Annotated in this window: 29 protein-coding genes; 15 read left to right on the top strand and 14 right to left on the bottom strand. The window is 60.7% G+C overall.

Features of this window, described 5'->3' with window-relative positions:
• The first annotated feature begins 16 nt into the window (after nucleotides 1–16).
• Nucleotides 17–1,009 (top strand): helix-turn-helix domain-containing protein, encoded by a 993-nt coding sequence (locus R8871_RS03025; protein WP_175048979.1) that lies wholly within the window; start codon nucleotides 17–19, stop codon nucleotides 1,007–1,009.
• Nucleotides 1,010–1,072: 63 nt separating this feature from the next.
• On the opposite strand, the gene R8871_RS03020 is transcribed toward R8871_RS03025, so the two are convergent.
• Nucleotides 1,073–1,675: a phosphatase PAP2 family protein gene (locus R8871_RS03020; RefSeq protein WP_175048978.1), complete on the bottom strand. Its 603-nt coding sequence runs from the start codon at nucleotides 1,673–1,675 to the stop codon at nucleotides 1,073–1,075.
• A 236-nt stretch (nucleotides 1,676–1,911) separates the two neighbouring features.
• Between R8871_RS03020 and R8871_RS03015 the strand changes: the two genes are divergently transcribed.
• Complete coding sequence (locus tag R8871_RS03015; protein ID WP_175048977.1) at nucleotides 1,912–2,787, top strand: GNAT family N-acetyltransferase; 876 nt, start codon at nucleotides 1,912–1,914, stop codon at nucleotides 2,785–2,787.
• A 95-nt stretch (nucleotides 2,788–2,882) separates the two neighbouring features.
• On the opposite strand, the gene R8871_RS03010 is transcribed toward R8871_RS03015, so the two are convergent.
• The 6 genes from R8871_RS03010 to R8871_RS02985 all read right to left on the bottom strand — a co-directional run bounded on the left by R8871_RS03010 (nucleotide 2,883) and on the right by R8871_RS02985 (nucleotide 6,682).
• Nucleotides 2,883–3,188 carry a panthothenate synthetase gene (locus R8871_RS03010; protein WP_175048976.1) on the bottom strand — a complete coding sequence of 102 codons (306 nt, stop codon included), beginning with the start codon at nucleotides 3,186–3,188 and terminating at the stop codon, nucleotides 2,883–2,885.
• A gap of 94 nt (nucleotides 3,189–3,282) precedes the next feature.
• A complete protein-coding gene (gene arsH / locus R8871_RS03005) occupies nucleotides 3,283–4,056 on the bottom strand; it encodes an arsenical resistance protein ArsH (protein ID WP_175048975.1) in 774 nt (257 codons plus the stop codon).
• On the bottom strand, nucleotides 4,056–4,478 hold the full coding sequence (arsC, locus tag R8871_RS03000) for an arsenate reductase (glutaredoxin) (RefSeq protein WP_175048974.1): 423 nt from the start codon (nucleotides 4,476–4,478) through the stop codon (nucleotides 4,056–4,058). Before arsC ends, arsH begins: the two co-directional genes overlap by 1 nt.
• 12 nt (nucleotides 4,479–4,490) lie before the next feature.
• Nucleotides 4,491–5,561, bottom strand: coding sequence for an ACR3 family arsenite efflux transporter (gene arsB, locus R8871_RS02995; RefSeq protein WP_175048973.1), 1,071 nt, complete (start codon nucleotides 5,559–5,561; stop codon nucleotides 4,491–4,493).
• Nucleotides 5,558–5,884 (bottom strand): ArsR/SmtB family transcription factor, encoded by a 327-nt coding sequence (locus R8871_RS02990; protein ID WP_175048972.1) that lies wholly within the window; start codon nucleotides 5,882–5,884, stop codon nucleotides 5,558–5,560. The genes arsB and R8871_RS02990 overlap by 4 nt, the downstream gene beginning before the upstream one ends.
• A 159-nt stretch (nucleotides 5,885–6,043) precedes the next feature.
• Nucleotides 6,044–6,682 (bottom strand): methylated-DNA--[protein]-cysteine S-methyltransferase, encoded by a 639-nt coding sequence (locus tag R8871_RS02985; RefSeq protein WP_246287326.1) that lies wholly within the window; start codon nucleotides 6,680–6,682, stop codon nucleotides 6,044–6,046.
• A 212-nt stretch (nucleotides 6,683–6,894) separates the two neighbouring features.
• On the opposite strand from R8871_RS02985, the gene R8871_RS02980 reads away from it, so the two are divergent.
• Nucleotides 6,895–8,265: a leucine-rich repeat-containing protein kinase family protein gene (locus R8871_RS02980; RefSeq protein WP_175048970.1), complete on the top strand. Its 1,371-nt coding sequence runs from the start codon at nucleotides 6,895–6,897 to the stop codon at nucleotides 8,263–8,265.
• 34 nt (nucleotides 8,266–8,299) lie between these two features.
• Nucleotides 8,300–9,262 carry a substrate-binding domain-containing protein gene (locus tag R8871_RS02975; protein WP_175048969.1) on the top strand — a complete coding sequence of 321 codons (963 nt, stop codon included), beginning with the start codon at nucleotides 8,300–8,302 and terminating at the stop codon, nucleotides 9,260–9,262.
• Nucleotides 9,263–9,336: 74 nt separating this feature from the next.
• Here R8871_RS02975 and R8871_RS02970 read toward each other — a convergent pair whose 3' ends face one another.
• Both R8871_RS02970 and R8871_RS02965 read right to left on the bottom strand, forming a co-directional pair.
• Complete coding sequence (locus R8871_RS02970; RefSeq protein WP_175048968.1) at nucleotides 9,337–10,179, bottom strand: transposase; 843 nt, start codon at nucleotides 10,177–10,179, stop codon at nucleotides 9,337–9,339.
• A 57-nt stretch (nucleotides 10,180–10,236) separates the two neighbouring features.
• Nucleotides 10,237–10,545: a hypothetical protein gene (locus R8871_RS02965; protein ID WP_175048967.1), complete on the bottom strand. Its 309-nt coding sequence runs from the start codon at nucleotides 10,543–10,545 to the stop codon at nucleotides 10,237–10,239.
• A 474-nt stretch (nucleotides 10,546–11,019) separates the two neighbouring features.
• Here R8871_RS02965 and R8871_RS38795 point away from each other — a divergent pair, with 474 nt between their 5' ends.
• Nucleotides 11,020–11,187, top strand: a complete 168-nt coding sequence (locus R8871_RS38795; RefSeq protein ID WP_322789503.1) for a hypothetical protein — start codon at nucleotides 11,020–11,022, stop codon at nucleotides 11,185–11,187.
• Complete coding sequence (locus R8871_RS02955) at nucleotides 11,180–11,389, top strand: hypothetical protein (RefSeq protein ID WP_175048965.1); 210 nt, start codon at nucleotides 11,180–11,182, stop codon at nucleotides 11,387–11,389. Before R8871_RS38795 ends, R8871_RS02955 begins: the two co-directional genes overlap by 8 nt.
• A gap of 40 nt (nucleotides 11,390–11,429) precedes the next feature.
• Here the strand turns inward: R8871_RS02955 and R8871_RS02950 are convergent, their stop codons facing one another.
• From R8871_RS02950 to R8871_RS02940, 3 genes are all read right to left on the bottom strand, one after another.
• Nucleotides 11,430–12,755, bottom strand: coding sequence for an SUMF1/EgtB/PvdO family nonheme iron enzyme (locus R8871_RS02950; protein ID WP_175048964.1), 1,326 nt, complete (start codon nucleotides 12,753–12,755; stop codon nucleotides 11,430–11,432).
• A gap of 131 nt (nucleotides 12,756–12,886) precedes the next feature.
• Nucleotides 12,887–13,543: a helix-turn-helix domain-containing protein gene (locus R8871_RS02945; RefSeq protein ID WP_175048963.1), complete on the bottom strand. Its 657-nt coding sequence runs from the start codon at nucleotides 13,541–13,543 to the stop codon at nucleotides 12,887–12,889.
• Between the two features lie 384 nt (nucleotides 13,544–13,927).
• Entirely contained in the window at nucleotides 13,928–14,395 is a 468-nt protein-coding gene (locus R8871_RS02940; protein ID WP_175048962.1) for a universal stress protein, read from the bottom strand.
• 293 nt (nucleotides 14,396–14,688) lie between these two features.
• On the opposite strand from R8871_RS02940, the gene R8871_RS02935 reads away from it, so the two are divergent.
• Nucleotides 14,689–15,378 carry a FadR/GntR family transcriptional regulator gene (locus R8871_RS02935; RefSeq protein ID WP_175048961.1) on the top strand — a complete coding sequence of 230 codons (690 nt, stop codon included), beginning with the start codon at nucleotides 14,689–14,691 and terminating at the stop codon, nucleotides 15,376–15,378.
• 195 nt (nucleotides 15,379–15,573) lie between these two features.
• On the opposite strand, the gene R8871_RS02930 is transcribed toward R8871_RS02935, so the two are convergent.
• The gene (locus tag R8871_RS02930; protein WP_093637295.1) at nucleotides 15,574–16,167 is read right to left on the bottom strand and encodes an acyl-homoserine-lactone synthase; all 594 of its coding nucleotides are present in this window, start codon (nucleotides 16,165–16,167) and stop codon (nucleotides 15,574–15,576) included.
• A 154-nt stretch (nucleotides 16,168–16,321) separates the two neighbouring features.
• On the opposite strand from R8871_RS02930, the gene R8871_RS02925 reads away from it, so the two are divergent.
• Nucleotides 16,322–16,639, top strand: a complete 318-nt coding sequence (locus R8871_RS02925; protein ID WP_175048960.1) for a helix-turn-helix domain-containing protein — start codon at nucleotides 16,322–16,324, stop codon at nucleotides 16,637–16,639.
• On the opposite strand, the gene R8871_RS02920 is transcribed toward R8871_RS02925, so the two are convergent.
• Complete coding sequence (locus R8871_RS02920; RefSeq protein ID WP_175049962.1) at nucleotides 16,623–17,327, bottom strand: helix-turn-helix transcriptional regulator; 705 nt, start codon at nucleotides 17,325–17,327, stop codon at nucleotides 16,623–16,625. The genes R8871_RS02925 and R8871_RS02920 overlap by 17 nt on opposite strands.
• Nucleotides 17,328–17,900: 573 nt before the next feature.
• On the opposite strand from R8871_RS02920, the gene R8871_RS02915 reads away from it, so the two are divergent.
• The 7 genes from R8871_RS02915 to araD all read left to right on the top strand — a co-directional run bounded on the left by R8871_RS02915 (nucleotide 17,901) and on the right by araD (nucleotide 25,984).
• The gene (locus R8871_RS02915) at nucleotides 17,901–18,842 is read left to right on the top strand and encodes a dihydrodipicolinate synthase family protein (RefSeq protein ID WP_175048959.1); all 942 of its coding nucleotides are present in this window, start codon (nucleotides 17,901–17,903) and stop codon (nucleotides 18,840–18,842) included.
• A gap of 106 nt (nucleotides 18,843–18,948) precedes the next feature.
• On the top strand, nucleotides 18,949–19,893 hold the full coding sequence (locus R8871_RS02910; protein WP_175048958.1) for an SMP-30/gluconolactonase/LRE family protein: 945 nt from the start codon (nucleotides 18,949–18,951) through the stop codon (nucleotides 19,891–19,893).
• Between the two features lie 287 nt (nucleotides 19,894–20,180).
• On the top strand, nucleotides 20,181–21,350 hold the full coding sequence (locus R8871_RS02905) for an extracellular solute-binding protein (RefSeq protein WP_175048957.1): 1,170 nt from the start codon (nucleotides 20,181–20,183) through the stop codon (nucleotides 21,348–21,350).
• Nucleotides 21,351–21,370: 20 nt separating this feature from the next.
• A complete protein-coding gene (locus R8871_RS02900) occupies nucleotides 21,371–22,450 on the top strand; it encodes an ABC transporter ATP-binding protein (protein ID WP_175048956.1) in 1,080 nt (359 codons plus the stop codon).
• The gene (locus tag R8871_RS02895; protein ID WP_175048955.1) at nucleotides 22,447–23,325 is read left to right on the top strand and encodes an ABC transporter permease; all 879 of its coding nucleotides are present in this window, start codon (nucleotides 22,447–22,449) and stop codon (nucleotides 23,323–23,325) included. Before R8871_RS02900 ends, R8871_RS02895 begins: the two co-directional genes overlap by 4 nt.
• Nucleotides 23,325–24,248, top strand: a complete 924-nt coding sequence (locus tag R8871_RS02890) for an ABC transporter permease (protein WP_175048954.1) — start codon at nucleotides 23,325–23,327, stop codon at nucleotides 24,246–24,248. The genes R8871_RS02895 and R8871_RS02890 overlap by 1 nt, the downstream gene beginning before the upstream one ends.
• Nucleotides 24,245–25,984: an L-arabinonate dehydratase gene (araD, locus tag R8871_RS02885; RefSeq protein WP_175048953.1), complete on the top strand. Its 1,740-nt coding sequence runs from the start codon at nucleotides 24,245–24,247 to the stop codon at nucleotides 25,982–25,984. Before R8871_RS02890 ends, araD begins: the two co-directional genes overlap by 4 nt.
• Nucleotides 25,985–25,991: the final 7 nt, after the last annotated feature.

Below are 25,991 nucleotides of genomic sequence, written 5' to 3'. Positions count from 1 at the left end.
TGCGCAGGGGAAAGCTTTGACGACCGATTCTGTGGCCGGGGATGCGGCGCCCCCGGCGTGCGTTCACAGCCACTTTAATACGCACCGCGCAGCGCCGAGTGAGCAACTGCCCGCGTGGCGGGACCGGCTCGGCCACTTTCTCGACGTGCCGATCTCGCGCTGGCAGCGGGCCGATGGTTTCAGCGGCACGATCGACAGCTATAAGGCCGCCGATCTGACCTTCATGGATTGCCGCACGGACCCGGTTTCGCAGGCGCGATCCGTCGCGCGCATTTCCACCGATTCGGTCCGCCAGTTCGTTTTTCATGTGGCCGTCGAGGGCAGCATCGAGACCGAAACGGGTTTGTATCCGAAGCGTAAAGCGCTGCAAACGAGGCCGGGCATTCTCGCCCTGGATATGAACCAGCCGATGCAGATGGTGCGTAGTGCGTGCCGTGTGCAGGCTTTTTTCCTGCCGCGTGCGTTGGTGGAATCCGTCTTGCCGGAAGCGGAGTCGATTCATGGCAGCGCGATCGAATACGATTCGCCACTTGCGCGCATGATTCCGGGCCATCTCGCCGATCTTAGCCAGAACCTGCACAAGATGAACGGGCAGGAAGCGTATCGTGCGATGCGCACTTGTGCGTTGTTGATTGCGGCGGCCTTCGGCAAGGAAGCGCGTCTGACCGGCAACGCACGCGCGGCCGCTCGCACCGCTATGTTTGCGACGGCGCGCCGCTATATCGAAGCCAATCTCGGGCAGGCGGATCTCACGCCGGAGAGCGTGCTCGCTGCGTCGCAACTTTCGCGGCCCACCTTGTATCGTCTCTTTGAACCCGAAGGTGGATTGGTCGCGTACATTCGTAATCGGCGGCTGCGCGAGGCGGCCGATGAACTGCACCGCTATCCGGGGAAGGCGATCGTCGAGATCGCTTATGGCGTGGGCTTCAATAGCGCGTCGGATTTCAATCGCGCGTTTCGTCGTGCGTACGAGATGTCGCCGAGTGATTTTCGGGCGATGACCCGATAGGCGCGGTGGAATCCTCGGCCGGCAATAAAGCTTCGCAGCAGCGTGTCGCGTGTTCACAAAGCCCTATGAGGACAACCAGCCGCGCTCGATAGGCCGCGCCAGCAGCTTGCGGTACACCTTGACAAGGCTGCCTGTCACTGCGGCGCCGCACAGCCGCCACAGCGGCGCGATCAGCAGGAATGCCACGCATGCCACGATGACGGCGCCGACCATGTCTAGCGGGAAGTGGACGCCGACAAACACCCGCGCCCAAGCCACTGCAAGTCCGGACAGCAGAATCGCCATGCCGTAACGCCTCACGCCGCCCAGCAATAAGGTCAGCGCGATGGTGGCGAAGAGGGTTCCGTGATCGCTGGGGAACGACGAGTCGGGTGCGTGCTCCAGAAACGTATGGCCGATGCCGAGCACGAATGGCCGGGGGTGCGGCCAAACCAGACCGATAATCTGATTGAGCCCGAGGGCGAGCATGGCTACAGAGAATGCGCGTACGGCGACTTCTCGCTGATTCCCATCGCCGAAGAGCCATATCGCGATCAACGACAGCGGCACGAGATAAATGACGTAATCGGCAATCATTCGCGCGATGTCGATTTGCCAGGCGGGTGTCGATGGGGTGGCGTTGATCATCAGAAAGAGCGCCTGATTGAACGCTTCGAGTGTATTCATGCAGTGAGGTTTTTGAGGGACGTGTGACGGATCGTGTGCCCGATCTTAGCGAGCTAGGCTTAGGAGAAGCTTAGGGGAGGGTGGAAGCGATTGACGGAATCGTCCGGCGCCGGGCCGTGTAAGCTGTCGATGCATGTCGGCAAACGTGGCGCCGGCGTAGGCATACATCAATGGAAGCCAGGTGGCGGCCATGCGGCGGCCTCCTTGCTCCAGGCACAGTGGGCGAGGCGATCGTGATGAATCAGGACGAGCACCGTGACTTTATCGTGCGCACCATGTCGGCCGACGACGTGGCGTTGTCGGTCGAATGGGCCGCTGCGGAGGGATGGAACCCCGGCCTGCACGATGCTGAATGCTTTCGCGCCGGCGACCCTAACGGTTTTTTCATCGGCGAGTGGCGCGGTGAACCGATTGCCTGCATTTCCGCGATCGCTTACGGCGAGCACTTCGGTTTTATCGGTCTATATATCGTGAAGCCGGCGTTTCGCGGCAGAGGCTTCGGCATACGCGTCTGGCAGCACGGCATGGACTATCTGGGTAAGCGCAATATCGGATTGGATGGCGTCGTCGCTCAGCAGGCAAATTACAGAAAGTCCGGCTTTCAGCTTGCGTATCGCAACATTCGGTATCAGGGTGTCGTTCAGGCATCCGTCCAGAACACGATGAGTTCGAACATCCGTTCGAACATTTTGAATGCGTCGGCGTTGCCGTTCGTGCGACTGCTAGACTACGATCGCAAGTGCTTTCCGGCCGCGCGTGAGCGCTTTCTCGCGACCTGGCTCGGCCAACGTGACGCCACGGCGCTCGCCGTAGTTCGTGACGGCGAGCTTGCAGGCTACGGCGTAGTGCGTCGATGCAGAACGGGATGCAAGATCGGTCCGCTCTTCGCCGATAGCGACGAGATCGCGAGCGAACTATTCGAGGCGTTGGTGGCGCGCATGCCGGGCGAGGTCATCGTCCTCGATGTGCCGGAGACTAATCCCGCTGCTGTCGCGCTGGCGGAACGGCATGGCATGACAAGCGTCTTTGAAACCGCGCGAATGTATACGCAGGAGTTGCCTGATCTTCAAATCGAACGCGTATTTGGCGTGACCTCATTCGAACTCGGGTGATCGGAGCACGCGTCCGCGCCTTTGCGCGCGTTGCCGTCTGGGTGCGTCTTATGAACCGCAGACGGCAAGTTCATCGTTTGATACGAACGTATACGTTACTTCCATTTTGAGCCGAGATTATCCAGGCCGGCTTTCATGAGGTCCTGCGGCAACATGACGACGCGCATCTCGCAGTCCGCGTTGAACTTCAGAAAAAATGGTTCCGCGAGTGCCGGAATTCCCGATGGATCGTCGAGGTTCACGATAAGTATCGCGCCACGTGTTCCGTTCTGCTCGGTGAAGTAGGCGGCTTCTGGTTTGATATCTTCAAGTATTCGCCCTATCACTTCGCCTGCAGTGCCATCGCGCACTAGCGTGTTGAACGGTTCGTGCGGAATACGTATATTGAGTAGCATGCGCATGTCATTCTCCTGGTTGACGCCCAAAGGGCATCTTAAGGATAGGAGCTTTATGCGCCGCGAGCGCCAGGGTTAGCACTGCCGAGTGCTGCTGGCGTCACTCTGTTTCGCTGCTGTCGCTGTCGTTGCTGTCGGCGTTAGCGCTCGCTGCTTCATGAACCATCGCGTTGGCCGCCAACGCGCTCGCCAGTTCCGGATGCGCTTCCTTGCGCTCGCTGTAACGATCGGTCAGGTAATCCGAACGGTCGCGCACCAGCAACGTGAACTTGTACAACTCCTCCATCACGTCAACGACGCGATCGTAGTAGGCGGAGGGTTTCATTCTGCCGTCGGCGTCGAATTCCTGATACGCCTTCGGCACCGACGACTGATTGGGGATCGTCACCATCCGCATCCACCGGCCCAGCACGCGTAACGCGTTGACGGCGTTGAACGATTGCGAGCCGCCACATACCTGCATCACCGCGAGCGTGCGTCCTTGCGTGGGGCGCACGCCACCGCTTTCAAGCGGCAACCAGTCGATCTGATTCTTGAATACCGCCGTGAGCGTACCGTGACGCTCCGGGCTGCACCACACCTGTCCCTCCGACCATTCCGACAGTTTGCGTAGTTCGACGACCTTCGGATGATCGGCCGCTACGCTGTCCGTGACCGGCAGGCCGTGCGGATCGAAGACACGTGTTTCAGCGCCGAATTGGCGCAGGATGCGTTCGGCTTCGAGCGTGAGCAGCTTGCTGAACGAAGTGGGGCGCAACGACCCGTACAGCAGCAGAATTCGCGGGGCGTGCTGCGAAACCGCGTGCAATGCGAGTTTCTGCAGATCCGGCGCGTGGAAATGTGGGGCGCTGATGTTAGGCAGATTCCCGGACATCAACGAACCCTCCGTCCCGCGCTGTCGATCACATGCTCGCCATCCTCTTTGATAAACGCCCCCTGTTGTGGTGCGGGCAGGATATCGAGAACGACTTCGGACGGTCTGCATAGACGCACGCCGAGCGGGGTCACCACAATGGGGCGATTGATGAGGATCGGATGCGCGAGCATCGCATCGAGCAATTGCTCATCGCTCAAGGATCCCTCCGCGAGGCCGAGTTCGGCATACGGCGTGTCTTTCTCGCGCAGGGTTGCACGCACGGTGAGCCCGGCGCGTTCGATCAGGTCCTTCAGCGTGGCCCGATCAGGTGGGTTCTTCAGATACTCGATGACCTCTGGCTCGATGCCGGCATTGCGAATCATGGCGAGCGTATTGCGTGAGGTGCCGCAATCCGGGTTGTGATAGATCGTAACGTTCATATACGGTGTCCTTTAACGCTGTGTTTTTGCCTCGTACCAGTGCTGCGAACGATTGACGACGCCGACCACTAACAGCATTACCGGCACTTCGATCAGCACGCCGACGACTGTTGCAAGCGCGGCACCCGAATGAAATCCAAACAGGCTGATCGCCGTGGCCACAGCAAGCTCGAAGAAATTGCTTGCGCCGATCAGACTCGACGGACCGGCAACACAATGCGCAACGCCAAGCCGGCGATTGAGCAGATAGGCGAGGCCGGAATTAAAGAACACCTGAATCAGAATCGGCACCGCGAGCATCGCGATGACCAGGGGTTGCTTGAGTATTGCCTGCCCCTGGAAAGCGAACAGCAATACGAGGGTTGCCAGTAACGCGCTGATCGAATAGGGCGCGAGATGCGCGACTGCCTGCTGGAAATACGCGTCGCCCTTGGCTAGCAGATGGCGGCGTAAAAACTGGGCAAGGATGACAGGGATGACGATGTACAAGCCGACCGAAACGATAAGTGTGTCCCATGGCACCGTAATCGCCGACAAACCCAGCAGGAGGGCGACGAGCGGCGCGAATGCCACGATCATGATGGCGTCGTTGAGCGCCACTTGCGACAGCGTGAAATACGGGTCGCCCTTGCAGAGTTGCGACCAGACGAACACCATTGCCGTGCAGGGCGCGGCGGCCAGCAGAATGAGACCGGCGATATAGCTGTCGAGCTGATTCGCAGGAAGCCAAGGCGCGAATACATGCCGAATGAAAATCCAGCCAAGCAACGCCATCGAAAATGGTTTGACGAACCAGTTCACAAACAAGGTCACGCCGATACCGCGCCACTGGCTTTTTACCTGCGTCATCGCGGCAAAATCGATCTTGACCAGCATCGGAATGATCATCGCCCAGATCAACACGCCAACTGGAAGATTGACCTGCGCAATTTCCATGCGGCCGATCGCCTGGAAGAGTTGCGGAAGCAGTTGCCCGACCAGGATGCCGCCTACGATGCACAGCGCTACCCAGACGGTCAGGTAACGCTCGAAGAATCCAATCGCCGGCGGTGCGCCGCGCGCCATTGAGTTGGTCGTGCTCATTTTTCGCAGCAGCCGGGAAGCTCGCTCGCGGCGCATGGTGCGCCGGCGCAGCAGTTTTCGGTCAGGAAGCCGATCAGGTCCGTCATCGAATCGAAATTGGCCGAATAGATGATGAAGCGCCCGTCCTGCCGGGGTGTCACCAACTCGGCATGTGACAGGTCTTTGAGGTGGAAGGAGAGGCTTGATGGGGAAAGTCCGAGCTGCTGCGCGATTTCACCCGCGGCCATACCATCCGGCCCCGCGACGACCAGCAAACGGAAGATCGCCAGCCGCGATTCATGAGCGAGCGCGCCCAAGGCGCGTACAACAAGGTTCGAGTCCATGGCCGAACGATACGCTGATCGTTTTCACATTTCAAGTATTGTTGAAATGAAGTGGCCGATGAGCGTTTATGCGAGCAGAACCTGTGGCATTGGCGAAGTGGTGCGTCAGGCGGCGTTGAACGCCGCCTCGCAATATCGCGACCTTTGCATCCAATCCACTCAGTTGCCGAACAACGAGTGCTGGGTCCCACGGCTTGGCGCCGGGCGTGCCTGTTTCACAGCCGCTTCCTTGACGACCGTTCCCGGCGTCGCGCCTGAAGCCGCTGCCGGTGTAGTGGCCTCAGCGGCATTCGAATCCGCAGCCGCTTCCAGCGAGGTCTGCCCGGCTTCCAGCGACAGAAGAAACATCTTGTTCGTCAGTCCGCCCGCAAAACCTGTCAGATCGCCGGACGCGCCGATCACGCGATGGCACGGTGCCACGATTGAGATCGGATTTCTGCCGTTCGCCGCGCCCACCGCGCGCACTGCATTGATGTTCCCGACTTGCGTGGCGATGTCCGAGTAGCTGCGCGTCTCGCCGAACGGAATCGTCAGGAGCGCCGCCCAAACCTTCTTCTGAAAGTCCGTTCCCTGGAAGTCGAGTTCGAGGTCGAACCGGTCTCTCGTCCCGGCAAAATATTCGTTCAATTGCCGCTCGGTTTCGATCAGGATCGGGCGGTCATCCGCCTCGATTATTTCCGGCAGGCGCACCCGGTTCGGCTTGTCGTTTTCCCACAGGATGGCGGCGAGCCGGTTGCCGTTTGCCACGAGCTTCAGTTCGCCGACGGGCGATTTCATCAACTTGTATGCGTATGTCACTTTGCTGGTTCCTGACTGGCTGGAGACTGAGATGGCTTCATGCGAGGCTGCGAACCCGCTCTGCCATGGCTCCGATACCTGACAGCTTAACCCTCGTCCTCGCCGAGGTCACGCCGGATCTTGCTATCCAATTCCGCGTGCGGCCCGCGACTCAGTAGAATTGATACCCTCGGCGCATCGCTTACAGGCAACCGGAACTCTTCTCTACCACTGTGACAACCACCCTCGAACAACTGCGGGCCGGACAACTGGCGGGTACTCGCCGACTCAAACTGGCGTGCGGGCTGAGCGAATTTCCACGCGAGATTTTCGACCTGGCCGACACGCTGGAAATTCTCGATCTATCGGGCAATGCACTCTCGAAGCTGCCCGACGATTTGCCACGGTTGAGCAAGCTGCGCATCATTTTTGCGTCTGACAATCCCTTCACTGAATTGCCGGAAGTCCTTGGGCAGTGTTCGCAACTGAGCATGGTCGGTTTCAAGGCGAACCGCATTCGCACGGTGTCGGGTCGATCGCTGCCGCCGCTGCTGCGCTGGCTGATTCTCACGGACAACGAGATCGACACACTGCCCGCGGAAATCGGCGCCTGCTCGCAACTTCAGAAGTTGATGCTTGCCGGTAACCGGTTGCGCACACTGCCAGAGGAATTGGCCGCCTGCTCGCGGCTTGAACTGCTGCGTCTCGCGGCGAATCAACTCAGCGAGCTGCCTGCATGGTTGTTGCGCTTGCCACGGCTTTCCTGGCTGGCTTTCGCCGGCAATCCGTTCAGCGAAGCGCTGGAGACGTCGGCACTCATCGATACGCCGAGTGCCGATATTCGATGGGATGAGTTGCAACTCGAACAGCAGTTAGGCGAGGGCGCCTCCGGTGTCATTTATCGCGCGGCGCTTCTCGCTCATCGTGAGCATGCGAGTAGGCCCGTGGCCGTCAAGTTGTTCAAGGGCGCGGTGACGAGCGATGGATTGCCGGACTGCGAGATGGCGGCCTGCATTCGTGCCGGCGATCACCCGAATCTGATTCCGGTGGTAGGCAAGGTGAAGGACCATCCGGCGGGCACGCATGGTCTGGTGATGGAACTGATCGACCCGCAATTCACGAACCTTGCCGGACCGCCGAGCCTCGAATCATGCACGCGTGACGTCTACGATGCCGACACGCGCTTTGAGTTGGCTGCGGTGTTACGCCTTGCATACGGCATGGCGTCGGCAGCGTGTCATCTGCATCGGCAAGGTGTGATGCATGGTGATCTGTACGCGCACAATATTCTGCATGGCGGGCAGGGTCGCGCATTGCTGGGCGATTTTGGCGCGGCGTCTTTCTACGCGTCTGATGATCGAGATTTCCGCTCGGCGCTGCAGCGGCTGGAAGTCAGAGCGTATGGTTGTCTGCTCGAGGAGTTGATCGATCGATGCGACTGGCTGGCTGCGGAAGCGGACATCGCAGCGCAGCTGGTGACGTTGAAAGAGAATTGCCTGAACGAGGATATCGGCAGCCGGCCGCTGTTCGACGAAATCGCTGCCGTTCTGCGGCAGCTAATGGGCGCCGGCGATCGGGACACTGCAGCGTTTGCGGTGGTTTGATCCGTCGTCGATGTGGCCCAAGGAGAGACAATCAATGACGCAGAGGATGCGCCGCCGCGTGCTGGTTGCCGGCACGCTTGCTGCGGCAGGCTTGACAGGTACGGCTCGTGTCGACGCCATGCAGGGCGGCAAGCTGAAAATCGCCCTCGTATTGAAGTCGATGACTGATCCGTTCACCGTAGCAATGGCGAACGCCGCGCAGAATTATCAGAAGCATTTTGCGTCGCAGTTCGGCCTGACCATTCGCGGCACGGCAACGGAGCACGACACTGCCGCGCAGATCCGGATGGTGGACGAGTTGATCAAAGCGAGGATGAACGCGATCGTCATCGCGCCGACTGATTCGAAGGCGCTGACAGCGGTCGTGGCGCGGGGTATCAAGGCCGGCATCATCATGGTCACGATCGATAACCCGCTCGACGACGCGTCGCAGGACGCCGCCCATATTTCCGTACCCTTCGTCGGTCCGAACAATCACAACGGCGCGAAGCAGGTGGGCGATTATCTCGCGGGGCGGCTCAAGGCGGGCGATCAGGTCGGGATCATCGAAGGCATTTCCGCCGACCGCAATGCGCAGCAACGCACGGCCGGCAGCAAGGAAGCAATGAACGCGGCCGGCATGAAGATCGTCGCCATCCAGGCCGGCGACTGGGACTATGGGAGAGGACGGGACGCGGCGTCGAAGATGTTGGGAGACTATCCGCAGATCCGTGCGTTGATGTGCGGCAACGACAATATGGCGATGGGGGCGGTGGATGCCATTCGCGACGCGGGGAGAACCGGCGGCGTCTACGTCACCGGGTACAACGACAGCGACGCGATCAAACCGCTGCTCCTCGACGGCCGCGTGCTCGCGACGATGAACCAGTTTGCGGACCGGCAGGCTGTGTTCGGCGTCGACGTGGCATTGAAGGCGGTCACTGAACATAGAAAGCAGAGCGATTTGTCGCGGGCCATTGAGACGCCGCTGCAACTGGTGACTGGTGCAAGTCACTGAGGTAAAAAATCGATTGCCTACCGCGCCGTGACGCCTGTGCGGCGAATCTCACGGACACGCCGCCTAGGCGTTGCTCACCCGGAACGGACTTTTCGTTGCCATGAATCGCAATTCTCGGCGCTGTTATCGTCTCGTTCTACGTCGCTTTCCTCGTCGATCCATCTCCGGGCCCATTCGAGCGCGTACTGCTGCGCAGCCTCGAAGCTCGTGAAGCTCGGACCGATAAGCCCCGAACGGGCGACGCGCTGCGCTTCCCGCACGATCTCGGCCCATCCTCGGAACCGGGCGTTCGCAACCCGATCGGCCGCAACGTAGATGACGTAGCCGCGCGGGTCGGATTCGCGCTTGCCTTGCGAGGCGAGGCCCATCCACGGCGAGGCAGGCCGGTGGATGGATTGAGGGGTATTCATCGAGGTGCGGGATTCGACGCGATCAGGCACAACACGCGAAGAATCCTGGAGCTGCTGTGCGACTTGCGTGAACGTATCCACGGTATGGGGCGGCTGGCGTGCGCCATGCGGTGTTTGCCACGACGCCTGACTTGTCCAGAACACCTTGCGGAGGCCCTCGTCCTTGGATTGACGGTCGATGGAGCGGGGCTGGATATGCTGCGGTTCCAGCAGGCCATCCGGACCGCAACGGAACGTGCGGCCGCGGCTCGAAAGAAGCCCGTGCATTTCGGCAAGGGCGCCGCTCCTACGCCACTTTTCGAAGCGTGACCGGCACGTCGGCACCGACGGATAGATGTTCGGCAACTTGGACCAGGGCTCGCCTGTCACCAGTACCCACAGCACGGCATTCGCCACCAGACGAACTTGCGCGCGAGGCCGGCCACGCTGCCCATGAACGATGACGTCATCCGATAGAACGGGCGCCAGCAGAAGCCACTCTTCGTCACTGATTTCGTTTAACTGCACGCTATTTCCCCCATCCCATACCAGTCGCGTTACGCGGGTTTGATATCCGCGTTCACGCTACCCGCTGTTCATCGCCCAGGTAGTCATGGCCGACAGAACAAGCAGGTCTTCGACGCAATCGGATAACTCGCAGAGCTCCTGAAATGACGCGCCGTTAGTGTCAAGCAGATGGTGTCGTCTGAGATCGCGCAGCGCATTGCCAAGGCGCCGGATGGCCTCGGGATCGCTGTTCGTGAGTGGCCAGCCTTTCAACAGATACGTCAGCGGCACGACGCTCCTGCTTTCGCACCACAGATCGAACAGGTGGATGCACTTCGCGTTGATATGCTCAACCGCATTTTCGCGTTCAGACAGATACGGAACCATGGCCACGCTCAGCAACAGGACGATTGACGAGTCTTCATCCTATGTGGATAGTTATCGCAGCGCTGTCAGGACATCAAGAAAGAAGGGCCGGTCGATGCTGAACTTCGTGTCAGGAAATCCCTATATGTTGCCTGTGTTTTCTCTGCCGATTCGGCGCACCGGTGGTCTGAACCGACCGCTACGCGATCAGACACCGCCTCGCCGTCGAAAAAATGAAGCTGTATTAGTCGGCGCAGCGGTTGAATTAAGGGAATCCTGACGTACGAATCAGCCGTTCCTTAATGAACTATCCGGTGCTCCCGACGGAACCGCCGCTTCCAGCACCTTACGATGACTTCACTTGCATTATGGAGTGCAGACATCGTGGCAGAGAAATCGTTGCGTGGGATCGTTGGAAAGTTGCTTGGCACGGAATGCCGCCAGTCGGTCCGCGTGCTGTCGATACATCGCTCACGATCTGGCCGGACTCGTCGTGTGTGCCTCGAAGTGCAACGGCCGGGTGGTTCGCTCGCGCTGTTTTTCTTTCGCCACAGCGACGGAATCTGGCATGTGTTTCCGCCCGGCGACGCTCGTCCTGCGATGAGCGCCGCCGTGTTGCCGCAGAACGGCGAGACAATGGCGAAGGAGGCAGCGCATGGCTGAAGACCTGTCGAATGGATTTTCGCCGGACGAAGCAGGTCTGCGCGCATGGATGCTGGCATGGTACGACCATGCCGTTTCGGTTGGCTTCCTCTGTCCGCCATTCATCATGAACGACATGATGGCTGAACGGCTTGAGGGGTATTTCAGAGTGGGACTCACGCCGGCCGAAGGTGCGGAAGCATTTTTCGGCGTCGCGCACTGACTTCGGCACTTCAATATTCGCGGCGTTTCAGGTCATCGGGTTATGGCTGATTCGTTACCTTCACACACCGAAACCCCGCATACACATATTGGTAATGCGGTTGAAACCAGTTACGGAAAGCCGGCCGCAACATGCATTGCGCGGTGCGTGCCGAACCGCCTTTGATCACGTAATGCTGCCCGTCGAAAAAGTTGGCGGAGTAGCCCGGATAAAACGGAAACGCTTCAAAGCCCGGCAGTGCGTCGAACACCGTGGAGGTCCACTCCCAGCCATTGCCGAATTGACCTTCCACGCCGAACGCGCTGATGTTGTCCGGGTAGGCGTCGACCGGCTGTGGGTCCCAGCTACGAAAATCGAAATTGCCCGATGCGGCATGCGGTGCGCCATGTGCCGCGCGTTGCCATTGCGCTTCGCTGGGCAGCGCCTTGCCTGCCCAGCGCGCGTAGGCGCTGGCTTCGGCGTGGCTCACGTACGCGGGCCAGTCGAGCGGCAGCGGCACATCGTCGAACATGGTGCGCAGCATCCACGCGCTGTTCTGATCGCTCCCGGTTTGCTCTGACCAGCAGGCCGGATGCTCAATATGCTCGGCTTCTTTCCACGCCCAATCCTTGTCCGTCCACCACTTCGGTTCGCGATAACCGCCCGCCTCGATGAACTGCAGAAAAGCGCCGTTCGTCACCATGTGGCGATCGATCTCGAACGCGGGCACGTCGACGCGCTTTTCGCCGAACTCGTTGTCCCAGCCGAATTGGCCGCTCTCGCGCGACATGCCGAGCACCGTTGCGCCAACCGGCACGCTGACCATCGACGACAACGCCTGCCGCGGTTCAGGACGTGTGGGCGCCGGCGCCCGCAACCCGGCGACCTTCTGCGCAAGGGGCAACTGATGCAGCATGTACGCGAGCGTTTCAGCGTGCATCAGCCGATGCTCGATCGCGACATTCAGCAGTTGCTCGGACGCGTCAGCATGGGCGCCCTTGCGACCCACGCGTGCGGAGTCGCTCAGCGCGTCGAGTTCGCGGTCGATCTGCTCGCGTGCGCGCAAGCCGTAGGCGCGCACCGCGTCGAGCGAGGGCCAGTCGCTGGGTTGGTCGGTCGGAAACCCACCGTCGACAGGATCGATGCCGAAAGCGAAGAGCTGATCGAGGTGTGGGTCGAATGCAGGCAGATCGAACAGACGCTGATCGAAAAGATTACGATCGAAAGCTTCCAGATGGCCGACGTAAAACACGATCCGGTGGCGTTCACGGATCGGCCGTTCGTACAGAAATTCGGGTTTGACGATAGAAAACAATGCGTCGGTAATTTGACGCGCGTCGATCAGACGCTGGACGAGCGGGTGGTGCGGGGCGGGGTCGCGATTCATTTCGCCAGGTCTCCTTGCGGGGGACGGACTAAAGACTGTACCCGCTCGCAGGAGCCATGCCAAGACGAATGCGCGCTAAAAAGCAGTTGGCCGGGGACGTGGCGGCGCGGGCCAGGTCCTCCGCGTAAGGCTTACACCTTCTGCAAGCCCTCCAGATCGACGATCCGGATGTGTTTGCCTTGTGTGTCGATCAGGCCGCGCTTTTGAAATCTTGACAGGGTGCGGCTCACGGTTTCGAGCGTCATGCCGAGGTAGCTACCCATGTCCTCGCGTGTCATGCGCAAATTGAATTCCGCCGACGAATAGCCGCGTTGCGCGTTGCGCTCGGATACGTCGAGCAGAAATGCCGCCACGCGTTCGTCTGCTGAAAGGGAGCCGAGCACCATCATCTGCCCGGCTTCGCGGACGATCTGTTCGCCCAGCAGTTTGTGCAGGCGGTCCTGCATCGAACTGATTTCGCGGCACAGGGACTTGAGCGCGGGGTAGGGAACGATACACACCGTGCTGTCTTCAAGCGCGACGGCGCTGCAGGCATGTATGTCGTCGCTGATACCGTCAAGCCCGAGCGCTTCGCCGGCGAGGCGCAACCCGGTGACCTGTTCGCGGCCGTCACGGTGGGCCATGACGGTTTTCATGGAGCCGGAACGCACGGCGTAAATGTTGTCGAAGCGGTCGCCGCTGCGGTACAGCGCTTCGCCGCGCTGTACCGGGCGCGCGCTGCAAATGAGCGCTTCGAGTTTCGTCAGGTCGTTGGGCGACAAGCCTTGCGGCATGCAGAGCGCCCGCATTGAGCAACTCGAACAACGAGCCGCGGTGCGCGCCGTCGCTCTCACCGGCGCGGCACGACGGCGACTACGCGCCGGCGACGACTTCGGAGTGGAATCGGCGACGCCAACGGAGCGAGTCACAGCGGTAGGGGTAAGCATGTTCGGCAGCCATTTTTCAGAGTAACGACTGATTGTCCCACCGCCCATGCCCCCCGTTTAGCGACAAAATGACGCGTTCGCGCAGTTAGGCATCTTGAGCGATGTCGCGCGCACGCTGCTGCTTTTGGTTATGGACTGCTATGTATTGTGGCAAGCATGCTCCACTCTGATTTGGACGATATACGCTCGCGCTGCGAGTGCCGCCTGATGCGGCAAGAACACGCTGCAATGTGCGTTGCCACGCGTTCAGGCATCTTCACTGACCTTGCCGGCTGCCGAGGGAATCAGCAGTACGGGCAAGGTCGCCTGACGCACGCAGCGCTCCGCGACGCTGCCGAGAATCAGGCGCTGAAAACCGCGCCGGCCATGCGTGCCCATCACCAGCAGATCGGCGTTGAAGTCGGCTGCCGCCTTTAGCACGACCGCCGAAACGTCGTCGAGTGAGGAGGCTTCCCCCACGATAAGCTCCCCCTTGACGCCTTGCGCCGCCATGGCCACGGCGAATTCCGCGCAGAGCTCCTTGCCCTCTTCGACGAGGCGGTTGCGCAGAATGGACGGGTCATAACCGGGCGCTTCGAAATACATCGGCGTGTTTTCGACGACGTAGAGCGGTTGCATGACAGCGCCGGTGGATTTCGCCAGCGCGAGCGCTGCTTCGAATGCACGGCGCGAGGTGTGGCTGCCGTCGACCGCTACGAGGATGCGTGTGTACATATCGACTCCGCGTCTGAAGGATTGGGATGCCGCGACCATTGCACCCGGCCGGGCTCATTGACGATTTTCAAGTACCGATGCGAGCTTAAATGATCGCTGAAAAAGGTGCAGCCTGACAGGATGTAAATCAAATACTTGTCAAATTTTGCGATGGCGGCGCTTTACCCGGCAAACACCGCGCAGTAGGCGTTTGCGACATTCCTGCCAGGCCGGAGCGCATCTTTCAGATCAAGATGGGGTCAGGTTTGCCTTACAATCGGGACCTACTCAGACAAGCTGCTTCAGCACCGCTGATGAACGAGCGCAAAACGACGGGCTTGCCCGACAAGATCTACGGCGACATCCTCAATCGCATCCTTGAAGGCGAGTACAAGGAAGGCGAGCGGCTGCCTACCGAGCATGCGCTGGCCGAACGTTTTGCGACGTCGCGGCCCACCGTGCGCGAGGCCTTGGCGCGCTTGCGGGCGGACGGGATCATCATGACGCGGCATGGTTCGGGCACTACGGTCGCGCGGCGCCCGGACCCGGATGTGCGGCGGTTTGCGCCGCTCGAAACGCTGTCCGATATTCGCCGCTGTTATGAATTTCGCATCGTGACCGAAGCGGGCGCGGCCGAACAGGCGGCGCTCAAGGCCGATGCTGACGACATCGCCGCCATCCAGCATGCGTGGGACCAGTTGGAACGCATCATTGAAACCCGGGGCATCGGCGCGCAGGACGATTTCATGTTCCACCTGGCGGTGGCTCGCGCTTCGAAGAACCCGTTTTTCATCACGGTCATGTCGTTTATCGAAGAGCAGATTCTGTTCAGCATGAATCTGTCGCGCAATCTTTCGCTCGTGAAGACGGTGGAGCGGCAGCGGCTCGTGCAGGCCGAACATATGGCCGTGCTTGAGGCGATCCGCTGTAAGGACGGCCCTGCAGCGGGGAAGGCGATGCGCGCGCATCTCGAGAATGCGCTCGAGCGGATGTTCGGTTCCTGATATCCCGCGTGTCTCCTCCGCGGGTCGCAATATCAGGTAATCGTCAGGTAATCGCGAGGTAAGCGGGCTGCCGGTCTTCTTTAGCCGGACAACTGCGGGCTAGCCCACCGTGACCAGTCCATTGCAACTAGCCCGTTGCATCCTGAGCGCCCTCAACCGGGCCACCGCAACTGCGGCCCCAGTCGTGCCCTGGCGTCAGGCGGCGGCGGCCATCGGCCCGAACAGGGCGGTGCGGGTCTTTGGACTGACTGCGATATCCAGCGCCACGGCCCGTTCCACGCCGATCTGCAGGGGGGACCCGAGCCGGCTGATGTCGATTCCGGTCTTGCGCAGCAGCCGCTCGATCGGCGTGGTGGTCACGGTGACATAGCGGGTGATGCCCATCCGGTCGGCGAACGTCACGAGTTCGTGAATCGCCTGCATCGTCAGGTCGGCAAAGCCGAACGACTGTTCCTCGCCGCTGGTTTCGATTGCAAACCGGCTCAGTTCCCAGATATGCCGCCCGACCGGTGCATCGGCGCCATGGAGCAATTGCGGGAAGGTGTCCTTCAGCATGTTCGGCCCTTCCGTCGGCATCAGGCGCCAGCAGCCCCGTACGTGCCGATCGTCGCCCTGAATCAGCATGTAGTGCGGCCCGAGAGCGTCGTAGCCGTCGATTTCCATGCCCGCGATGGTCGGGATGTCCCACCCGAGCCGCCCGTGAAACACCCGAGCCCGCAGACGGTACATCTCGTTGATGTCCGCGTTGTCGAATTCTTGCCGCATTCCAATCCGGATTGCTGTTTGCATGACGTTCTCCTGAACGTGTTGGGGTACCCAATACGCAAGAAAACTTATGCATTTTGAATCTTTCTGCCACCTACCTACCTGGATAGGTGTGCATGCTTATCGGATAACGCAGAATTCGAGACAAGCCTCAGCCCTCAACCGACGGGACACAAAAATGGAACTTCTCGAAAACCACTGGCAAGCGCAACCTTCGGTCCAAATCCGCCCGGCAGAGCCGTCATCGGCGGTGGATCGTGTTCTGATCATTGCCTACCGCAAGAAGAAGAAGGAGAGCCAGCGCCGCTTCTGGGCACGCTTTGGCGTGACGCAGTCGCGTGGCAGCCGGTTCGAATCAGGGGCCGAAATTCCGGCGCCGGTGTCGATCCTGCTGGGCCTCTATTTCACCAAAACCGTTTCCGACGCCGATCTGGGGCGGGCCGAACGCGTGTTGTACAGCCGCGACGCCGCCGCTTTGCTCAACCCGGGTCAATAAGCCCCAGCTGCGCGGCGATCACGGCCGCCGCGCGCCGCGAATTCACACCGAATTTCGTCCTGATGTTCTTCATGTGGAAGTTCACAACGGCTTCCGAACAGCTCAGGATGTGGGAGATTTCCCAGGTGGATTTGCCGCGCGCGGTCCATTTCAGGCATTCGCGTTCGCGTGGCGTGAGCTTGGGCAATAAAGTCTGAGCGTGCGTATTCAAATGGCGTTGACTGGTATCGATCACCAGATCGCGCAATAGCACCAGATTCGGCAACGCAACGTTCACGTGGCGCCAGAACGCCTCGGTCGGATTGCTGTCATTGACGAAGCACATCATGCCGGCTTCCTGGTTCGGCCCATGAATCGGCAACGTCACACCGGCGCGCAGGCCATGCGAGCGGGCTTCCTCATACATCGATTGCTGCGGTTCGGTCGTAAAAATGTCCGGCGACCAGATCAGCGGCGTGGCGCGTGTCGCGCAATGCGAGACAGTCGGGTCGATATGAACGAGCCCCTGCTCGTCGTAGGTGCGCCGCCAGGCAGGTGCGTAGGTGCTCCGCACATAGGCATCTTCAAGGCGAATGGTCGGGCGCGGCAGCATGGCAATCAGAAGCCTGTCAAAGCCCCATGTGTCGGCCAGGCCCGCGATCGCGCCGAACCATTCCGCTTCATCTGCGGCGTTCAGTAGCGGTGCCATTTCCTCGATAAAATGTAGCGACAATTTGGTTCTCTCAGACTCGCAAACGTCCCGTTGCGGTTAATTGCGGTACGGCGATCCGTCCGGCTGTTTTTATCTTCACAATCTATCACTAAAAATTATTTCGCAAGCCGAGGGCGATTTCTAAAGAAGCGCCACCAGCGCGGGTTCTGCAAGCAGGCGAACGAATTACTCCCTTATATCGGATTTCTTCGATCTGATTAACATTCACCGGTCGATAAAGTGGGTAATTTTCTCGTAGTGGCCTTTTTGAGGCTTTTGATTTGCAACATTATTGTCAAACCACTTTGAATGACCGTGCGTGTCGAGACTCCGGACAAAACCGCGCTAATTATCGAATTGACAATTTCCATCTGGCCCTTCGCCATTCTCTAACGGCGGCCTGTCACCGTCTATTGTCATACGAAAGCGACGCACCGGACTTTCCAGCTTCGGCTTCTTCGCATCGACCTCGACTCGAGATCGCGTGATGACAACTATAAGCAGGTTGTTTGACAACATTGCGAACCCGATGCTAACTTGAACGCCCAGTCCCCGTGCGTTTGAGGCGTCATGAACGAATCCCCGATTCTCGACAGTGAGTTCGTCGCATCGGTGATGGCGGTGCCGCCGCTTGCACGCCGTGCAGACTACACGCTGGACGTCGCCGAAAACCGCGCGCTGATCCGCCACATCGAGGCTGGGGGCGTGCGCACCTTGCTGTACGGCGGCAATGCGAACCTCTATCACGTGGCCGTCAGCGAGTATCGCGACTTGCTGGATATGCTGGCCGACGCAGCCGGTGCAGGCACGCGCGTGATTCCGTCAATCGGTCCAGACTACGGGAAAATGATTGATCAGGCCCGCATCCTTGCGCAAACCCGCTACCGTACGGCGATGGTGTTGCCGCTGAGCGGATTGACGACGTCCGAAGGCGTGGAGGCGGGGCTCACGCGCATCGCCGAGGCGGCGGGCATACCGCTCACCCTGTACATCAAGAGCGAAAACTACGTCGAACTCGACACGCTCGCGCGATTGATCGAGCGCGGCACGCTGTTGGCCGTCAAATACGCGATCGTCCGCGACAATCCTGCGGACGATCCCTATCTGCGCCGACTTGTGCAATCCATACCTGCGGCCAAGGTGGTGTCGGGCATGGGCGAGCGGCCTGCGCTCGTCCATCTGCGCGAGTTCGGTCTGGCCGCATGGACAACGGGTTCGGGATGCATTGCGCCGCACGTGGTCATGGCCTTGCTCCAAGCCGTCAGAACCGGCGATACCGACACAGCGCAGCATCTCTATGACGCTTTCCTGCCGCTCGAAACCCTGCGTGACGAAATCTCGTTGATCCGCGTGCTGCATGACGCGGTCACGTTCTCAAAGATTGCCGACATGGGGCCGATCCTGCCGCTACTCAGTTCGACGCCGCCCGCACATCATGCGAAGATCGATCATGCGACGCAGAGCCTGCTCGCATTGGAGCGTCAGTTCGCGCAGAAGCCGGCGTCGCATTGACCTCGCGTGGCGCCGATTGCAGATTCGTGCGTGACGCGCCGGCGTGCCGGATACAACGCGCTTCGACCCATTTCCCCTCTCAACTTCCATCGTCCAAAGCCTACGCATGACCGACACCAGCCGACGCTATCCCGATCCCTCCATCCGCGTTCTCGATCCGCGCTTCACGTCGCTGATCCTGGCGTCTGCTTCCGTCGAGTGTCTGTATCAGGGCACGCGCTGGTCAGAAGGGCCGGTCTGGTTCGGCGACGGCCGTTATCTGCTGTGGAGCGACATCCCCAATGACCGTATCCTGCGCTGGGACGAAACCAGCGGCGCGGTGACCACGTTCCGTCAATCGTCGAACAATGCGAATGGCCACACGCGCGATCGCCAGGGCCGCCTCGTGACCTGCGAGCACCTGACACGGCGCGTCACGCGAACCGAGTACGACGGCTCGATTACCGTGCTCGCCGACCGTTACCTCGGCAAGCGTTTCAACTCGCCCAATGATGTGATCGTGAAGTCGGATGGTTCGATCTGGTTTAGCGATCCGACCTTCGGCATCGACGGCTTTTATGAGGGCGAGCGGCAGGAGTCGGAATTGCCCGCGTGTGTGTACCGAATCGACGGCCAATCGGGTGAGGTGACGATGGTCGCTGACGACGTGCTGGGCCCGAACGGCCTCGCGTTTTCGCCTGACGAGTCGGTGCTGTACATCGTCGAATCGCGTGGCGTACCGCGCAAGATTCGCGCGTTTGATGTCGACGTCAGGGGCGAGCGTGCGGTGCTGTCGAACAATCGCGTGGTGATCGACGCCGGCCCGGGCACGCCGGACGGCTTTCGCGTCGACACACACGGCAATCTCTGGTGCGGCTGGGGCATGGGCACCGACGAACTCGACGGCGTGCGCGTCTTCACACCGCAAGGCGAGCCGATCGGCCATATCGCGTTGCCGGAGCGCTGCGCGAACGTGTGCTTCGGCGGACGCCATCGCAACCGCCTGTTCATGGCGGCGAGCCACGGCTTGTATTCGTTGTATGTGAATACACAGGGCGTCCAGGGCGGATGAGTGCGCAAAGGGCGTGCGGGCAGCCTGAGCGTGCAGTACAAGTTCAGGTTGCCTGACAACCCGCTGTGCCACCAGTTCGCCGCCTCCGGGTTTGCCCTTGGATGAAGCGCGCAAACCATTGAACAACAAGGATTCTCCGCAAAAATAGCCCATTTTCTGGGTAAAACCCGGTGGCGAGTATTTGCTTGACATCGGCAGTTCCGCTTCGCTATGTTCCATTGGTAGAGAGACACCGCCAGCAGCACATCTGGCCGGCGGACTTCCATACCAAGAAGCGAGGAGACGCAATGACTGTTTCAGGCAGGTTGGCGCTCAGGCTGGTGTCCGTATGTCTCGTGGCAAGCGCCGCATTGGGATCCACCGCCCACGCGGCCGATCCGGTAACGCTCAATATCGTCGACGTAGCAGGCGATCTTCAACTCACGCAGAAGGGCTTCGAGGCCTTCAAGGCGAAGTATCCGAATCTCGTCGCTAATCTCACGTTCACCAACGCGCCTGCGCCGCAATTGCCCGGCAAGATCAAGGCGATGCAGGCCGCTGGCCGCTCCGACATCGATCTCGTCCTGACGGGCACCGACGCACTGGCCGCCGGCATCGAACAGAATCTCTGGATGAAGCTATTGCCGGACAATGCCGCGGCATTCCCCGGCGTGCTCGACAAATACGCGCCCGGTCCGCGCAAGATGCAGGACCTTGCACAAGGCTTCGGTCTCGAGGTTGCCTATATGCCGGCCGGTCCTTTGCTCGAATACAACCCTGCGAAAGTCAGCGATCCGCCTAAAACGCCTGAGCAACTCCTGCAATGGTGCAAGGCGCATCCGGACAAGCTGATCTACGCGCGGCCGGCGAACTCCGGTCCGGGGCGCACGTTTCTGATGGGCCTGCCATACGTGCTCGGCGACAAGGATCCGCAAGATCCGATTCACGGCTGGGACAAGACGTGGGCTTTCCTCAAGCAACTGAACGATTGCATTCCTTACTATCCTGGCGGCACCTCGGCGGTGATGAAAGAACTCGGCGAGGGTACGCGCGACATGACCGTGACGGTGACGGGATGGGACATCAACCCACGCGCGCTCGGCATTGTGCCGGCGGAATTCCGCGTGCAGGCATTCGACAACATGACGTGGGTGAACGACGCGCACTACATGGTGATTCCGAAGGGCGTGCCGAAGGAAAAGCTCGACGTAATCTACAAGCTGATGAACTTCATGCTTGAACCCGCGCAACAGGCCATGACCTATGACGACGGCTATTTCTATCCCGGCCCGGCGATCAAGGGCGTGAGCATCGAGCAGGCGCCCGCGCATAGCCAGGACGTGCTGAAGAAATACGGGCGGCCGGAGTACGCGAAGCTGCTGGCCGAACGTCCGCATGTTTTGCCGCTGAATGCCACCGCGATGGTCGCGGCTTTCAAGAAGTGGGACAGCGACGTCGGCGCGCAGAAGACCAAGTAGCCGCGTATCAGGAAACCGCCATGAAGCATCACTTTGAGCAGTTGCGGCTCGATTCGGTGAGCCGCAGTTTCACGAACGCGGAGGGCCAGGCGGTCGCGGCGCTGCAAGGGCTCGATCTGAATATCCGGCGTGGCGAGTTCATTGCGTTGCTCGGACCTTCGGGTTGCGGCAAATCGACGGCGCTCAATTGCATTGCCGGCCTGCAGCCTTTGAGCGGCGGCGGCATCTGGCTCGACGATAAACGCATCGACGTGCTGCCGCCGGAAAAGCGCGGCTTTGGCATGGTGTTCCAGAACTACGCGTTGTTTCCGCATATGAGCGTGCTGGATAACGTCGGCTTCGGCTTGAAGATGCGCGGCGTCGGCAGGAGCGAGGCCATGCGCCGGGCGCGCGAGGCATTGCAGCTCGTACAACTGGTCGGTCATGAGCGCAAGCTGCCCGGACAACTGTCGGGCGGTCAGCAGCAGCGCGTGGCAATTGCGCGGGCGATCGTGATCGAACCGCCGCTGATTCTGATGGATGAACCGCTGTCGAATCTCGATACGAAGCTGCGCATCGAAATGCGTGCTGAGATTCGTCGCATCCATAGTCAGCTCGAACGCGCAACGCTCTACGTGACGCACGATCAGGACGAAGCGCTTTCCATGGCCGATCGCATCGTCGTGATGAAAGAGGGCGTGGTGCAGCAGGTTGGCACGCCGAAAGAGGTCTACACGCGGCCGCAGAATTTGCACGTTGCGCGTTTCATGGGCTATCGGAACGTAGCCGAATTCATGCTCGAAGGCACGCAAGGCGATGGGGTCGCGGTGAGCGCGAATGGTGTGCGTCTGATAGGCACGCCGATGGCCGGTTTCAACAGCAAGCGTGTGAGCGTTGCGCTACGCCCTGAGGATATGGAGCGTGCAGAACCGGGCACGGAAAACGCCTTCGACGCATTGGTGAGCACCGTGGAATATGGTGGGCACGATTCGCTGCTGCGGGTGAAGACCGCGTTCGGCGACTTGTGGGTGCGTATCGCGGGTGAATTTGAAGAGGGCGAGCGCATCAGGCTGCGCGTGCCGCCGTCACGTACGCTCGTCTATGACGGAGAGGCTGCTTGAACACGCCGACGCTGTCGCCGCCGCTCGCCCCGCGCGATGCCAAGGCGTGGCTGGTCGCGCCGGCTTTGATTTTCATCGTGGCGTTGTTCATCTATCCGTTTGCGTATGGTTTAGTGCTGTCGTTCCGGCCGATGAACGGCGGCGGCCTGTGGGCCAACTATCTGACGTTCTTCACCGACACGTCGATGTGGCCGACCATTCTCGTTACGCTCAAGCTCGCCGTGCCCGCGACGCTGATTAATGTCGGCGTGTCGGTTCCGGTGGCGTTCGCGCTGCGTCGCAATTCGCCCTATCAGAAGCTCGTCACGACGCTGCTGGTGATTCCTGTCACGCTCGGCACCGTGCTGATCGCCGACGGCATGCTCACGTACTTTGGCCCGAACGGCTGGTTTCCGCAGGCATTGCAAGGCTTGCATCTTTACACCAATGAAGTGCGTCTGACGCATAACTTCTGGGGCGTGCTGATCTCGCTGATCGTGTCGGGTTTTCCGTTCGCGTTTCTGTTGACGCTCTCCTACGTGACCGGCATCGATCCGACGCTCGCGAGCGCGGCCGCCACGCTCGGCGCGAGCCCGTGGCAGCAGTTCAGGCGGATCTATTTGCCGCTTCTGGTGCCTGGTTTAACGATGGCCGCCTGTTTATCGTTCGTGCAGGCATTCTCGGTGTTTCCATCGGCGGTGCTGCTGGGCGCGCCTGCGGGGCCGACACGCGTAATGTCGATCGCCGCGGCCGAAGCCGCGTTCGAAAGCTACGACTATTCGCTTGCTTCGGCGATCGCGATGGTGATGGGTTTCGTGCAACTGCTGGTGGTTGCCGCGATGCTCGGCGCGCGCCGCTTCTTCTACAGCGGTCCGGTGACGGGAGGCAAAGGCTGATGGCCAGCGATCACCACGCCGCGCCTCCTTCGTGGTCCGCGTCGAAGGAAAACAACGACGGCGCCCAGCAACCCAGCAAGCGCGTGAAGCAGCGCGCCAGCGTGCCGGGCCGCATCTGGCAGGTGCTGGTGTGGGGCGCGATGGTGTTCTTTCTCGTCAACGTGGTGTTGCTGATTGCGACCGTCGCGGTGAATTCGCTGGCGACCCGCTGGTTCGGCACCTTGTTGCCGCAAGGCTTCACGCTGCATTGGTACGCGCAGGCGTGGAGCGATTTTCAGCTGGCGAGCGTGTTGTGGGTCACCGTCGAAGTGGTGGGCGCGGTGGTGGTGTTGTCGGTTGTGCTCGGCGTGCCCGCTGCGTACGCGCTCGCCCGCGTGCAGTTTCGCGGCAAGCGCATGGCGATGCTGATTTTCCTGTTGCCCCTGATGGTGCCGCCCGTGACATACGGCATTCCGATGGCAACCGTGATGTACAAAGTCGGCCTCGCGGGCACGTTGAGCGGTGTGATTCTGGCGAACCTCGTGCCGGCGCTGCCGTTTGTGATTCTGGTGATGACGCCGTTCATCGAACAGATCGATCCCAATCTCGAAGCGGCGGCGCGCATTTTCGGCGCGAACACGTTTCGCTATTTCCGCTATGTGCTCCTACCCCTGCTGGTGCCCGGCATGCTGGCGGCCGGGCTGCTCGTGCTGGTGCGCACGATCGGCATGTTTGAGCTGACATTCTTTACAGCGGGCCCCGCGACGCAAACGCTCGTGGTCGCCTTGTACTACGCTGTATTTTCAACCGGCGTGCGTGCGCCTCAATCGATCGATGCAATGGCCATGATCTACATGGCGATCACATTGATCTGGGTGCTGATCGCGCTGCAATTCGTCAGCCCGACGCAGATCGTGTCGCGCGTGAAGGAGCAAAGACGTTGACGAAGAGAAAGAAACCCGAAGAACTGCGCAGCCACCGCTGGTACGGCTTAAACGATCTGCGCTCGTTCGGTCACCGCTCGCGTACCGCGCAAATGGGCTATAGCCGCGAGGAATACGCGGGCAAGCCGGTGATCGCGATCCTCAACACATGGAGCGAGATCAATACCTGCCACACGCATTTCAAGCAACGTGTCGAGGAAGTGAAACGCGGCATCTGGCAGGCAGGCGGCTTTCCGGTCGAGTTGCCCGTGCAGACGCTCGCCGAACCGTTCCAGAAGCCCACCACGATGCTCTATCGCAACTTCCTCGCCATGGAAGCCGAGGAGACGCTGCGCTCGTATCCCGCCGATGGCGTCGTGCTGATGGGCGGTTGCGACAAGACCACGCCCGCCTTGCTAATGGGCGCGATCTCGATGGATCTGCCGGCGATCTTTCTGCCGGCCGGTCCGATGCTGCGCGGCAACTGGAATGGCGTGACGCTGGGTTCCGGATCGGACAGCTGGAAATATTGGGCCGAGTTGCGCGCGGGCACGATCACCGAAGCGGACTGGCAAGGAATCGAAGGCGGCATTGCGCGCTCGCCGGGGCATTGCATGACAATGGGCACCGCGTCGACGATGACGAGCGCCGCTGAAGCGCTCGGCTTTACGCTACCAGGTTTTGCCTCCATTCCCGCAGTGGATTCGCGGCACGCGCAGATGGCGGCGAAAACCGGGATGCGTATCGTCGAGATGGTGTGGGAGGACCTGAAGCCATCCGACCTGATCACCGCCGGTTCGATCGATAACGCGGTGACTACCTGCCTCGCGCTCTCTGGTTCGACCAACGCGATCGTGCATATGATCGCGCTCGCACGTCGAGCCGGTATCGAACTGACGCTCGATCGCTATGACGACATCTCGCGCCGCACGCCGGTGCTGGCGAACATTCGTCCGACCGGTGCGTATCTGATGGAGGACTTTTTCTACGCAGGCGGTTTGCCGGCCATGCTCGCCGAACTGGGCGATCTGATCGATCGCTCGCAGAAAACGGTGAATGGCCGCACGCTCGGCGAGAACCTTGAAGGCGCGACGATTTTCAACGACGAAGTGATCCGCCGCCGCAGCGCCCCGCTCCTGCCCAATAACGGCCTCGCGGTGCTGCGCGGCAATCTCGCGCCCGACGGCGCTGTGATCAAACCTGGCGCCGCCGAGCCGCGTTTGCTCGTGCACACCGGCCGCGCCGTGGTGTTCAAGGACTACAACGACATGGCCGCGCGCATCGACGACGAAGCGCTCGACATCGACGAAACCTGCGTGATCGTGCTGCAGCACGCGGGACCGGTGGGCGCGCCTGGCATGCCCGAGTGGGGGCAACTGCCGATCCCGCGGAAACTGCTGCAAAAGGGCGTACGCGATATGGTGCGTATCTCGGATGCGCGGATGAGCGGGACGAGCTACGGTGCGTGCGTGTTGCACGTCGCGCCGGAGTCGTTTGTCGGCGGCCCGCTTGCGCTGGTGCAAAGCGGCGACGTGATCGAACTGGACGTGCCGCGGCGCAAGCTCAATATGCTCGTAGCGGAGGAAGAACTGGCGCGCCGCAGGGCTGCCTGGGTCAGACCCGAGCCGCGCTTTACGCGCGGCTATGGCGCCTTGCATCAGGCACACGTGCTGCAGGCGAATAAAGGCTGCGACTTCGATTTCCTGCAGCGCGGCGGCGCGCGGGCGGATGCAAGCGGCGAGCCGGAGATTCACTGAGCTTGCT

The organism is Paraburkholderia sediminicola (assembly GCF_902859805.1).
Lineage (GTDB): Bacteria > Pseudomonadota > Gammaproteobacteria > Burkholderiales > Burkholderiaceae > Paraburkholderia > Paraburkholderia sediminicola.
Note: the sequence above shows the minus strand (reverse complement) of the source record. Positions and strands in the feature narration are given on the sequence as shown.